Source organism: Nonomuraea lactucae (assembly GCF_003313395.1).
Taxonomy (GTDB): Bacteria; Actinomycetota; Actinomycetes; order Streptosporangiales; family Streptosporangiaceae; genus Nonomuraea; species Nonomuraea lactucae.
The window spans coordinates 1-11,475 of the sequence record NZ_QNFZ01000111.1 but is presented as its reverse complement, the minus strand read 5'-3'; the positions used below and the strand labels follow the sequence as shown (position 1 = coordinate 11,475).

The following is an 11,475-nucleotide window of genomic DNA, read 5'->3' as shown; positions in this document are numbered from 1 at the left end:
GCCGGGACCGCCCCCCGACAGGGCGGTCCCGGCCACCGGCGCGGCGCTCCAGGGTCAGTCACCCGAGCCCCCGGCCCGCGCCGAGCGGTCCGCCCAGACCGCGCTGCCGCCCGCCCCACCAGCTCTTCCGAGTGCGGGTGGATGAGCGACCCCGCTACATGTGTTGCGGACTGGCCGCATCTGAAGCCGCCCGTCGCAACGCTCTGCGGCTTATGGAGAGCGACGCCGGCGACATAGTTTGCCGACAAGTTCGACGAGTGCGGCTTGTGACCAGCGCGCCAGGGCTCGAAAGGTTACCCATGACGATTCGCATCGGGATCGACGTCGGAGGCACGTACTCCGACACGGACGACGGCACGCTGATGCGCCTGGAGTCCGCCCGGCGCCATCCCATCCTGCCCGGCCCCACCCAGAGCGCCGGCGGCCATGGCCGCGGACGCCGGCCGGGCGTCGAGGAACGGGGTTCTCGATGAACCGTCTCGACGCCACCGCGTTGCGGGACATCGCGCGCGGCTCCTCGGTCCTCGCCGGAGGCGGTGGCGGCGACCCGTTCCGCGGCACGCTCAGCGCCATCGAGATGACCAGGCAGTACGGCCCGCCGAAGGTGATCACCATCGGCGAACTGCCCGACGATGCGATCGTGGCGTGCCCGTTCATCATCGGAGCGCCGCTGGCCTTCCTCGAGAAGTTCCCGTTCGGGGACGAGCTCGCGGTGGCGGCCAGGGAACTGGAACGCGTCATCGGCGCGCCGATCGCCGCTCTCCTGCCCGCCGAGATCGGCGGCATCAACTCCACCCTGCCCCTCGCGCTGGGGGCCCGGATGAACATCCCGGTCATCGACGCGGACACCATGGGACGCGCGTACCCCGAGATGGACATGACCCTCCTCAACGTGGAGGGCATCCCGGCGGCGCCCACCGTCGTGGCCGACGAACACGGCAACAGAGTCGTGGTCCACGCGACCAGCAACGTCTGGACGGAGACGCTCGCCAGGACCGTGTCCGTGAAGTTCGGCGCCGCCGCCGCCGGAATCGGATACTCGGCCACAGTCGCGCGGCTGCGTCACGCCGTCATCGAGGGCTCGCTGTCCAACGTCCGCGCCATCGGGCGGGCCATGCGCGAAGCGGCCGGCGACCCCGAGCGGGTCATCGCGTCCATCACCGAACTGACTGACGCGGTGGAGCTCTTCCGAGGCAAGATCGTCGATCTCAACCGTGAGATCGTCGACGGATTCGTGCGGGGGACCGTCCTGCTGGACGGCGCCGGCCCGGACGCGGGTTCCCGGATGGCCATCGACATCCAGAACGAGTACCTCGTCGCGCGGCGCGACGGCAGCGTCGTGGCCTCCGCGCCCGACATCGTCACGGTCATGGACGCGGCCAGCGGCCTGCCCCTGACCACCGAGTCCCTGCGGTACGGCTACCGCCTGGTCGTCCTCGGCATCGCGTGCAACGAACGGTGGCGCACCGAGGCCGGACTCGCCGTCGGCGGCCCCGCACGCCTGGGATACGACTTCCCCTATGTCCCCCTGGAGCAACACGCAACGGCCCGCGCACGGGGGCCGATAGGCGCCTGGAGCACGGCATGAGCACCGAACGGCAGGTCGCCTCGACCATGCACACACCGCCCCACGGGGCCGAATCCCCTCGCGTCCCCGCCGAGTCGAGGACGCTGCGCACCGGCACGGCGTCCCGGCCGGCAACAGGACCCTTCGGGCGGCTCACGGGCGCGATCAACGACGACACGCTGGCCACCCTCACCCTCCTGCTCGCGATCGCCGGGGTCGGCGCCTATCTCACCGCCGCGGCCGACGACTTCCTGTCCATGTCCAACATCATCACGATCCTGCAGACCATCGCCGTGATAGGCATCGCCTCCATCGGCCAGTCCTTCGCGATCTTCTCCGGAGGATTCGACCTGTCGGTCGGCGGCATCCTGCCTCTCACCGGTGTGCTGTTCGCGGTCATCGCCAATCAGGGCTCCGGACCAGGTGGACTGCTCACCGCGCTCATCGCCGCGCTCGCCGTGGGAGGGGGAGTCGGCCTCGCCAACGGCCTGATCATCACCAAGGGGCGGATCAACCCGCTGATCACCACGCTCGGCACCCTCTCGGTCTGCGGCGGAGCCGCCTTCCTGTTCAACAACGGCATCACCACGCCGATCGAGGACGTCGCCGCCTCCGTGCTGGCCGCCCCGGCGCTCGGCCGCCTCACCTGGGACGTCGTGATCTACCTGATGATCGTCGTCATCGCGTCGCTGGTCCTCGGCGTCACCGTCCTCGGCCGGCGCATCTACGCGCTGGGCGGAAGCCGGGAGGCGGCGCGCCGCGCCGGAATCGACGTCGACCGGCTCACCATCTCGGTCTACGTGCTGAGCGGCGTCTTCGCGGCCCTCGCCGGTGTCGTCGCGGCCAGCCAGCTCCAGGCGGGGTCGCCCTCCTCCTACTCCACCATTCCGCTGCAGACCATCACCGCCGTCATCCTGGGCGGCGCCTCCCTGTACGGCGGCTACGGGGCCATCCATGGCACGTTCCTCGGCGTGCTGCTCATCGGCGTCATCGCCAACGGCCTGAACCTCCTCCAGATCAACACCTTCTACCAGCAGATCATCACCGGCCTGGTGTTGCTCATCGCGGTCGGACTCACGCGCGCCCGCGCCACGCTGATGCGGGCGGCCCACTCAGACGGAAAGGAGTGATCACGATGCGTGCACCAGGAAAGAGGTCACGGAACTCCCTCGGCCGCCTGACCGCGGCCCTCGCCTCGCTCTCACTGTGCGTGATCGCCGCGGCCGGCTGCTCGGACGGCACACCCGCCGCCGGGAACGGCGGCGCCCCCGCGGGCGAATCGCTGGACGTCGCCTTCGCCAGCCCCAATGACCAGTCCGCCCAGTTCGCCGGGATCACCCAGTCGATGCGGACCTACGCCGGGAAACTCGGCTACGCGCTGAAGGTGCACGACAACCAGGGCACCGGAACCCAGGCTCTCGCCAACGCCCGGGTGATCGCCAACGCGAAGCCGGACGTCGTCATCGACTGGACCCTCGACGCGGGCGTCGGCAAGTCCCTGGGAGCGGCCTTCAACCGTGCCGGGGTTCCGTGCATCGCCATGAACACCGAGATCCCGGGCTGCTCGTTCTTCAACATCTCCAACAGCCAGTACGGCACGGAGGGCGGGACCAACCTCGCGGCGGCGGCGAAATCCCGCGGATGGGACGCCACGAACACCACGTACATCGGGGTGAACTTCGCCGCCTCCGGACCGAACCCCCTCGGCGCCATCGCCCACGGGTTCGAGGCGTTCTCCAAGAGCCTCCCGGGGGCCAAGCCGGTGCAGGCGTCCGAGATCACCGCCGGAACCACCCGCCTCGGCGACAACTACCTCCAGGTCGACGGCGGCGGAACCATCGAAGGCACCTTCAACGCGCTCAAGGCCACCCTCCAGGGCATCCCCAGCGACCGGAACCTGGCCGTCTTCACCCCCAACGACGACATGGGCCAGGGAGCGCTGCGCGCGCTCAACTCCGCCGGCCGTGCCAAGAACAGTCTCCTGGCGTCCATCGGATCCGGCGCCGCGGGACTGAAGGAACTGCGGACGAACCCTGTCTGGGTCTCCGAAGGAGCCGTCTACCTCGACTACTGGGCCGGCTACACACTGGCGATGGCCCGCGCGCTCAAGGACGGCAAGAAGCTGCCGGAGATCACCGTCGCCCCGCAGAACACCCTTACCAAGGAGAACGTGGACACCTACTTCAGCGGCAGCACGCCCAAGAAGGCCCCACCCGTCCCGGAGGGCTCGGCCTACCTGATCGAGACGGGCATTCTCGCGAAGCTGGGGTTGCAGGGAGTATGAGCACCACCACCGTCGCCGAACCCATCCTCGAAGTGAGCGGCATCCGCAAGTCCTACGGCAGCGTCACCGCGTTGCACGATGTGAGCCTGCAGATCCGTCCGGGCGAGGTCGTCGGGCTCGTCGGCGACAACGGGGCCGGCAAGTCCACACTGGTCAAGATCCTTTCTGGGGTCACCATGCCCTCCGCGGGCACCATCAGCGTCGCCGGCAGGCCCACGACGTTCCGGTCGCCCCAGGCCGCCAGGGAGGCGGGCATCGAGACCGTCTACCAGGACCTCGCGCTCGCGCCGAACCTGACGATCTCCGCGAACATGTATCTGGGACGCGAGAGACGGCGCCGCGGCCCGCTGGGGCTGCTCGGAGTGCTCGACCGTCGCGAGATGGACCGGGTGGCCGAGGCGGAGCTCGCCCGGCTGAACATCACGGTCCGCTCCGTGCAGGCCAAGTGCGACGCCCTCTCCGGCGGCCAGCGTCAGGCGGTCGCCGTCGCACGAGCCGTCGCCTGGGGGAGCCAGGTGGTGATCATGGACGAGCCCACGGCCGCCCTTGGCGTCGAAGAGCAGCAGCAGGTGGCCGAGCTCGTCACGGAGGTCCGCAACCAGGGCCTCGGAGTGCTGCTCATCAGCCACAACATCCCCCAGGTGCATGAGCGGTGCGACCGCATCGCGGTCCTGCACCAGGGGCGGCTGATCGCCATGCTCACCACCTCCGAGGTCTCGATCGAGGACATCGTCATGTGGATCACCGGGGCGCAGCTCAAGCACGACTGAGCGGGCGACCATACGAAGCCAGAACACCGCGTAGCGGAAACCGACTGAAGGAGAGGGACATGGCAGAGATCAACGGGCTCAGCGCGAAGCAGTGGTGGGAGAACCTGCTCCACGAGATGGTCATGGGACTGACGGGTCTTTCCACCGCCGATGCGCTGGACAAGTACCTGACACCCGATTTCTGGCGTCAGGACGGTCCCCGCGTCATCACCCGCGACATGCTCGGCCACCACTGCGACTGGGTCCGCAACCTTCCCGACCTCGACCAGATCGAGGTCATCGTGCGGCACGCGAGCTTCGACGGCGAGTACTTCGCGGCCGACCACGTCGTCAAGGGCCCCAACGGCGACAAGGGCGACTACGAACTCGAGGTGCTGACCTTCGCCAAGATGGAGGACGGCCGGGTCGCCTGGCTGAAGGAGCTCTACTGGCTGGTCAAGGGTGAGGGGACCTCCTGGGACCAGGAGTTCGACACCTACCGGTCCGAGACGGCCGACTGACGCCGGGGACGCCTAGAGGAGGCTCAGCAGCTTGATGCCGAGATGGGCCTCCAGGCGATCCTGGCCGTCATCGAGATCGACGTCGAGAAGCACCTCGATACGTCGCAGCCGGTGATACAGGGTCGTGCGATGGACGAAGAGATCCTGGGCGGTCTTCTGGACGTTGCCGGCGTTGTCCAGGAAGGTCTCGAGCGTGATCAGCAAGTGATCCAGATCGCCTGCCACGTTCGCGAGCCGTCGGCAGATGTCGGGCTTGGAGCGTTGGCGGCGAGGGATGAGCAGCAGCGTCTGGAACGCTCCGAGCGCCGGCCACGACGCCACCGGCTCGCCCGCGGGACGCACCCCGCGGGCGAGCAGGGACTCCTCGTACGAGACGTACGCCTCAAGCAGTGAACCCCTGGGGGATCCGGCGCTCAGGTGCAGTCGATCACGCTGGTCAGGACCGGTGTTCTCGATCAGGTTGGCCAGGTGCTTGGCCACCCGATCAGACTCCTTGACGGCCCAGTCCGTGGAGGCGGCCAGAACGAGGAACGCGGTATGGTCGGCGCGCTGGACGACGAGCGGGGCGGCGGGAAGGGCGGAACGCCGGATCCGCCCCACGATCTCGTCCAGCTCCTGCCGCGCCCCGACCTGATCGTCGGCCAGGTACGCGAGCGTGACGACGCGGACGGCGGTTTCCGGCGACGCGATGTCGTTGGAGACCAGGTCGTTGAGCGCTCGTTCGCGTACGCGTTCGCTGCCCGACAGCAGGTCGCCGGCCAGCTCATTGCGGAAAGCCTCGCGGAAACCTCTGACCACGTGCTGGCGGAACAGGTGTTTGGCTATTTCATCGGATTCGCCTTTGGCGCGCTGGAGCACCTCTTCGGACGGCTCCGCGCCCTCCAGAATCCACAGGTCGCCGACGTGCTCCCCTTGGTGCACCAGAGGGATGCGGAGCCCCGCGGGGCGGGTCGATTTCTTGGATTCGAGGACCGCCGTCTCGGTGAATATGGCGTCGCCCGAGAGCCGGCGCCGGAGAACGGTTTCTTTGGCGAAGGAGATCGCATCGTCGCCGTAAAGTTGAAAAGCCAGGACCTTCCGGTTCGCGTCGAGGACGATGATCCCTCTGCCGAGCTCCTCCGCCAGGTCCTCCACGTGTGTTTCGAGTTGTTCGTGCATCCTGCGCTCCCCCCTGAAGGGGCTTTTCCATGGAAGACCGATATCGCGTGGGATTCCACCTGTGGACTTGTAGACGGGAGCGTAGGCGAAGCCGGATGCGCCGTGCAACAACCGATGCGTTTCGGCTGCGTAACGTCACCGGGTCATACCGTCTGTGGCGGGTCGCATGCGCCGGCGGGCAAGGAAGTGCAGGTGGTGATGGATCATCGCGTCGGCGACGCCGGGGCGCGGTCGGGCTCGGACATGCGACATGTGTTGCGGCCAGGAGCCGTGTGGACGGCCCGACCGCAACGCCGTGTGCTTGTGAGAGAAACTCTCGGACTGTAGTTTCATCGCCAGGCGAGGTGGGGCGCAGTCCGCATTTGAAGGCATTCTAAGTACAGCGAGAGGTCGTCAATGGCGATTCGTATAGGGATCGACGTCGGAGGGACGAACACCGACGCGGTGATGATGTCCGACTCGGAGATATTGGCCTGGGTGAAGGTCCCCACGACCGCCGACGTGGGCAGCGGAGCCATCGACGCCGTCGCCGAACTGCTGAATCAGACCGGAGACTCGCCTCAATCCGTTTCCGCGGTGATGATCGGAACGACACAGTTCACCAATGCCCTGATCGAGCGGAGATCGCTTGAGCGGGTGGCGGCGGTCCGGCTTTCCCTGCCGGCGAACACCAGCATTCCCATAGCGTGCGACTGGCCGGACGAGCTCAGGGACGCCGTCGGCCTCAGGACGTACCTCGCCCATGGCGGCAGCGAGTTCGACGGCCGGGACATCTCGCCGATCAACGAACGCGAGCTCATTGAAATCGCCGACGACGTCAAATCCGAGGGGATCGTCGCCGTCGCGATATCGAGTGTGTTCTCGCCCGTGTCGCCGAAGGTGGAGGGGAGGGCGGCTGAGATCATCCAGTCGGCCGCTCCCGGGCTGTCCGTCACCCTCTCCCACGAGATCGGGCGGCTCGGACTGCTGGAACGGGAGAACGCGTCGATCCTCAACGCCTCGCTGACCACGCTGGCCCGACACAGTTTCGCGAACATCAGCAGTGCTCTCACCGCGTTCGGCCTGAACGTGCCGGTCTTCATCAGCCAGAACGACGGCACCGTGATGAGCGTGGAATTCGCCCGTCGGTACCCGATACGTACCGTGGCCTCCGGCCCTACCAACAGCATGCGGGGAGCGGCCTTCCTGTCCGGCCTGGACAGGTGCCTGGTGCTCGACGTGGGCGGCACCACCACCGACGTGGGCGCGTTGAGCAACGGATTCCCGCGCGAGTCCCCGGCCGAGGTGGAGGTCGCGGGGGTCCGGACGAACTTCCGCATGCCTGACGTCCTGTCGATCGCGGTCGGCGGCGGCAGCCTGATCCGGCGGACCCCCAAGGGAGTCACCGTGGGCCCGGAGTCCGTGGGCTACGAAATCGTGTCGAAGGCGCACGTCTTCGGCGGCAGCGTCACCACCGCCACTGATGTCGCCGTCGCCGCCGGACTGGGCGACCTCGGCGACAAGACGGCGGTCGCCGGTCTCGAACCCGAGCTGGTCCGGCAGGCGGTGGACGGCTGGCACGAGGACGTCAACCGTGTCCTGGACACCGCCCGCCCCAGCGGCGAGCCGATTCCTCTCGTACTGGTCGGCGGCGGATCGCTGCTCGTCGACAGCGATCGCATCGACAACGTCACCGAGACCGTCCGCCCGCGCTACTACCAGGTGGCCAATGCCGTGGGTGCCGCCATCCCGCAGGCCAGCGGCGAGGTGGACAAGATCCTCTCCCTGGAGACGCTGACCAAGGAGCAGGCCGTCTCCCAATGCCGTGTCGAGGCGATCGACAAGGCCGTCGCGGCGGGAGCGGATCCGGACACCGTGGAGATCGTGGAGCTGGAGACGGTGCCGGTCGCCTATTTCGCCGGAGTCGCGATCCGCGTCCGGGTCCGCGCGATCGGTAATGTCTCGTTCAACCGGTTCGACCTGATGGCCGGGCTCGACCCCGTCGAATGGGATCGGGCAGCGGGCCCGCTGAACGATGATCGGAGCACGCGGTGAGCTACCTCGACACGACCGCTCTCAGGGACATCGCACGGGGTTCCTCGGTCCTGGCGGGAGGCGGTGGCGGTGACCCGTTCCGCGGGACCCTCAGCGCCGTCGAGATGACCCGGCAGTACGGTCCGCCCCGGTTGACGACGCTCTGGGACCTGCCCGACGACGCCGTCGTCGCCTGCCCGTTCATCATCGGAGCGCCGCTGGCCTTCCTCGAGAAGTTCCCGTTCGGGGACGAGCTCGCGGTGGCGGCCAGGGAACTGCAGCGGGTTCTCGGCGCGCCGATCGCCGCTCTCCTGCCCGCCGAGATCGGCGGCATCAACTCCACCCTGCCCCTCGCTCTGGGGGCCCGGATGAACATCCCGGTCATCGACGCGGACACCATGGGACGCGCTTATCCCGAGATGGACATGACCCTTCTCAACGTGGAGGGCATCCCGGCGGCGCCCACCGTCGTGGCCGACGAACACGGCAACAGCGTGGTCGTCCACGCGACCAACAACGTCTGGACGGAGACGCTCGCCAGGACCGTGTCCGTGAAGTTCGGCGCCGCCGCCGCCGGAATCGGATACTCGGCCACAGTCGCGCGCCTGCGTCACGCCGTCATCGAGGGCTCCCTGTCACACGTACGGTCCATCGGCCAGGCCATGCGGGAGGCCGCCGGCGATCCGCAGCGGGTCATAGGCGCCGTCTCCCGGCTCACCGACGCCGTCGAGCTCTTCCGAGGAAAGATCATCAGCCTCGACCGGGAGATCATCGACGGATTCGTCCGGGGCACCTTCCTCCTGGAAGGCATCGGGGCGGACACAGGCTCGCAGATGACCATCGACATTCAGAACGAGTATCTGGTCGCCCGGCTCGGTGGCGAAGTCGTCGCCTCGGCCCCTGACATCATCACGGTCATGGACGCGGCCAGCGGGCTGCCCCTGACCACCGAGTCCCTGCGGTACGGCTACCGCCTGGTCGTGCTGGGCATCGCGTGCGACGAGCGCTGGCGTACCGAGACCGGGCTGGCCGTCGGCGGCCCGGCGCGTCTTGGATACGACTTCCCTTACGTGCCCCTGGAAGACTCCCCGCGTACCATCGCGCGCAGATCGGCGGGAGCCCCGTGACCGTGGTCTGTGTCGCCGAACCCCTGCTCGGCCCCGAGCTCGAACGCCGGAACGTCCCCGGCCTCGTCGTCTGGGAGGACGGCGCCCCGCCGCCGCCGGGCGTGCACCGCGCCCACCTGCTGATCGCCCCCTACCAGCTGACCACGATGCCCCCCGAGCGGCTGGCCCTGATGCCCGAACTGCGTGTCATCCAGTTGCTGACCGCCGGAGCGGACGCGTGGCTTGAGGTCCGCCCGCCTTCGGTCACGCTCTGCTCCGGACAGGGCATCCACGGCACCACGACCGCCGAGCTGGCGCTCGCCGGCATCCTGCACCACGTCCGCGACCTCGCCCGTTACGAGCGTCAGCGTGCCGCCGGGCAGTGGATCCCCGGCGAACGGGCCAGCGTGGCCGGCAAACGCGCGGCCGTCATCGGGGCCGGGGACATAGGCCGTAAGATCGCGGACGTGCTGAGCGTGCTCGGCGCCGAGGTCCTCCTCGTCGCCCGTACCGCCAGGGACGGAGTGGTGGCACTCGCGGACCTCTATGACCGCCTCGGCGAACAGGACATAGTCGTCATCGCGACGCCGCTGACCGAACAGACCCGCGGCCTGGTCGACAAGGCCTTCCTCTCGGCGCTGCCCGACCAGGCGATCGTGGTGAACGTCGCACGCGGTCCGATCGTCGAGACCGGCGCACTGCTCGCCGAACTCGACACCGGCCGGCTGCGTGCCGCCCTGGACGTGACCGACCCGGAGCCGCTGCCTGCCGGCCATCCCCTGTGGCGGGCGCCGAACCTGCTCCTGACCCCCCACGTCGGCGGCGGCTCCGTCGGCTGGCCGGCCCGCGCCGCCGCGCTGGTCGAACGGCAACTGGAGCACCTCCGGAGCGGAGAGCCCCTGGAGAACGTCGTGGCGGGCCCCTGAGGGCGGCGCGAGCGTCGCCCACCCTGCCGATCGCGTGGGCCGGCCGTCGGTGCAGACCGCCTCACTGTGGCGCGGCGACGCCGATGATGTGGAACGACATCGGGGTGCGCACCCGAGGGAACACGAACCGCTCCAATCGGGAGACGGTGAAGCCGGCCCGCCGGATCGCCGCTTCGGTGTCGCGGCCTGTGTGGCAGCCGCCCAGCAACCGTGGCCAGACGGTGGCGTCCAGCACGTCCTGGAATCTCGCCATGCCGGTCGTGGGGGCCCGCACGTGCTCCAGGAACCGGAGCTCACCATGCGGTCTCAGTACCCGCCGGGCCTCGGCGAGCGCCGCGCCGACATCCCGTACGGAGCACAGCACCCAGCAGAAGATCACCGCGTCCGCGCCGCGGTCGGCCACCGGCAGGCGTTCGGCCAGGCCGGGCAGCACCTCCACCGCGAGCGCTGCCCCGGCGGCGGCCTCACGGGCCCGCTCGCGCAACGTGGCCTCCGGCTCGACGGCCACCACGCGGGAAACCTCCGGAGGGTAGAGGCCGAAGTTGGGGCCGTGGCCGGCGCCAACCTCCACCACGCTCCCGGTGAGACCGGCGAGGAGCCGCCCGCGGCGCTCGCTGATGCCGGCCTCGTCGACGAGGTGGCTGATCCGCGGGTATAGCCTGGCGAACACCGGATGCCGGACCCCGGTACGGTCTTCCTCTGCTGGCATGGTCATGGCCCCTTCGCCGACGGCGGGCCGGTCTCAGGCCGGTCTCCGAAGTCGAGGCCGGGGCGGGTGGAGCGCCTGCCGTCTCGACCATCTTCCCCCCGCGACGCGCCCCCGGCGGCCACCGGGACCGCCCGGGACGGCCGTCGGCGGGCCCGGTCGGGCATGATTGGTCCAGTGGACGACGGCATCGTTGGATCGGCCCGGCCCCATCCGGCGCGAATTGTCAGAGATCGGCTGACCGGCGGCCTCTACGCGCAGATGGGTGTGCTCGGATTCGCCCTGTACGGGTTCGCTCCCTCCATCTCACTGCTCGGCCACGACCATCGCCTGCCTGCCGCGGTCGCGGCCCTGCACAGCACCGCGATGGCGGCCGGCGCGCTCGCCGCGGGACTGGCGACCGTCCCGGCGGTGCGGCGCTGGGGACGGTCGCGGGTGCGGTCCG

General features: G+C 69.1%; 12 protein-coding genes. 10 read left to right on the top strand and 2 right to left on the bottom strand.

The window, feature by feature from the left end; all coding sequences use genetic code 11:
- Window positions 1-299 precede the first annotated feature (299 nt).
- Genes DQW85_RS44315 through DQW85_RS07985 form a run of 6 tightly spaced genes read left to right on the top strand, consistent with a single transcriptional unit; the run spans window position 300 to window position 5,121 of the window.
- Entirely contained in the window at window positions 300-473 is a 174-nt protein-coding gene (locus DQW85_RS44315; protein WP_162794830.1) for a hypothetical protein, read from the top strand.
- Complete coding sequence (locus tag DQW85_RS08005) at window positions 470-1,588, top strand: DUF917 domain-containing protein (protein ID WP_113699738.1); 1,119 nt, start codon at window positions 470-472, stop codon at window positions 1,586-1,588. The genes DQW85_RS44315 and DQW85_RS08005 overlap by 4 nt, the downstream gene beginning before the upstream one ends.
- Complete coding sequence (locus DQW85_RS08000) at window positions 1,585-2,697, top strand: ABC transporter permease (RefSeq protein ID WP_113699737.1); 1,113 nt, start codon at window positions 1,585-1,587, stop codon at window positions 2,695-2,697. The genes DQW85_RS08005 and DQW85_RS08000 overlap by 4 nt, the downstream gene beginning before the upstream one ends.
- Window positions 2,698-2,702: 5 nt before the next feature.
- Window positions 2,703-3,851, top strand: a complete 1,149-nt coding sequence (locus DQW85_RS07995) for a sugar ABC transporter substrate-binding protein (RefSeq protein WP_162794829.1) — start codon at window positions 2,703-2,705, stop codon at window positions 3,849-3,851.
- The gene (locus DQW85_RS07990) at window positions 3,848-4,621 is read left to right on the top strand and encodes an ATP-binding cassette domain-containing protein (protein WP_113699735.1); all 774 of its coding nucleotides are present in this window, start codon (window positions 3,848-3,850) and stop codon (window positions 4,619-4,621) included. Before DQW85_RS07995 ends, DQW85_RS07990 begins: the two co-directional genes overlap by 4 nt.
- A gap of 59 nt (window positions 4,622-4,680) precedes the next feature.
- Window positions 4,681-5,121 (top strand): hypothetical protein, encoded by a 441-nt coding sequence (locus tag DQW85_RS07985; protein ID WP_113699734.1) that lies wholly within the window; start codon window positions 4,681-4,683, stop codon window positions 5,119-5,121.
- Between the two features lie 12 nt (window positions 5,122-5,133).
- On the opposite strand, the gene DQW85_RS07980 is transcribed toward DQW85_RS07985, so the two are convergent.
- Complete coding sequence (locus DQW85_RS07980; protein ID WP_113699733.1) at window positions 5,134-6,255, bottom strand: PucR family transcriptional regulator; 1,122 nt, start codon at window positions 6,253-6,255, stop codon at window positions 5,134-5,136.
- Between the two features lie 420 nt (window positions 6,256-6,675).
- Between DQW85_RS07980 and DQW85_RS07975 the strand changes: the two genes are divergently transcribed.
- Genes DQW85_RS07975 through DQW85_RS07965 form a run of 3 tightly spaced genes read left to right on the top strand, consistent with a single transcriptional unit; the run spans window position 6,676 to window position 10,324 of the window.
- Window positions 6,676-8,313, top strand: a complete 1,638-nt coding sequence (locus tag DQW85_RS07975; protein ID WP_240197013.1) for a hydantoinase/oxoprolinase N-terminal domain-containing protein — start codon at window positions 6,676-6,678, stop codon at window positions 8,311-8,313.
- Window positions 8,310-9,419 carry a DUF917 domain-containing protein gene (locus DQW85_RS07970; RefSeq protein WP_113699732.1) on the top strand — a complete coding sequence of 370 codons (1,110 nt, stop codon included), beginning with the start codon at window positions 8,310-8,312 and terminating at the stop codon, window positions 9,417-9,419. Before DQW85_RS07975 ends, DQW85_RS07970 begins: the two co-directional genes overlap by 4 nt.
- Window positions 9,416-10,324, top strand: a complete 909-nt coding sequence (locus DQW85_RS07965; protein ID WP_113699731.1) for an NAD(P)-dependent oxidoreductase — start codon at window positions 9,416-9,418, stop codon at window positions 10,322-10,324. The genes DQW85_RS07970 and DQW85_RS07965 overlap by 4 nt, the downstream gene beginning before the upstream one ends.
- 61 nt (window positions 10,325-10,385) lie before the next feature.
- Here DQW85_RS07965 and DQW85_RS07960 read toward each other — a convergent pair whose 3' ends face one another.
- Complete coding sequence (locus DQW85_RS07960) at window positions 10,386-11,033, bottom strand: class I SAM-dependent methyltransferase (RefSeq protein ID WP_113699739.1); 648 nt, start codon at window positions 11,031-11,033, stop codon at window positions 10,386-10,388.
- Window positions 11,034-11,207: 174 nt separating this feature from the next.
- Here DQW85_RS07960 and DQW85_RS07955 point away from each other — a divergent pair.
- On the top strand, window positions 11,208-11,475 hold a 268-nt coding region (locus DQW85_RS07955), incomplete at its 3' end, for a hypothetical protein (protein WP_205314961.1).

Excerpts from the sequence above, each read along its gene's own strand:
- DQW85_RS44315 (WP_162794830.1), top strand. The coding sequence starts at position 300 with ATGACGATTCGCATCGGGATCGACGTCGGAGGCACGTACTCCGACACG.
- DQW85_RS08005 (WP_113699738.1), top strand. The coding sequence starts at position 470 with ATGAACCGTCTCGACGCCACCGCGTTGCGGGACATCGCGCGCGGCTCC.
- DQW85_RS08000 (WP_113699737.1), top strand. The coding sequence starts at position 1,585 with ATGAGCACCGAACGGCAGGTCGCCTCGACCATGCACACACCGCCCCAC.
- DQW85_RS07995 (WP_162794829.1), top strand. The coding sequence starts at position 2,703 with ATGCGTGCACCAGGAAAGAGGTCACGGAACTCCCTCGGCCGCCTGACC.
- DQW85_RS07990 (WP_113699735.1), top strand. The coding sequence starts at position 3,848 with ATGAGCACCACCACCGTCGCCGAACCCATCCTCGAAGTGAGCGGCATC.
- DQW85_RS07985 (WP_113699734.1), top strand. The coding sequence starts at position 4,681 with ATGGCAGAGATCAACGGGCTCAGCGCGAAGCAGTGGTGGGAGAACCTG.
- DQW85_RS07975 (WP_240197013.1), top strand. The coding sequence starts at position 6,676 with ATGGCGATTCGTATAGGGATCGACGTCGGAGGGACGAACACCGACGCG.
- DQW85_RS07960 (WP_113699739.1), bottom strand. The coding sequence starts at position 11,033 with ATGCCAGCAGAGGAAGACCGTACCGGGGTCCGGCATCCGGTGTTCGCC.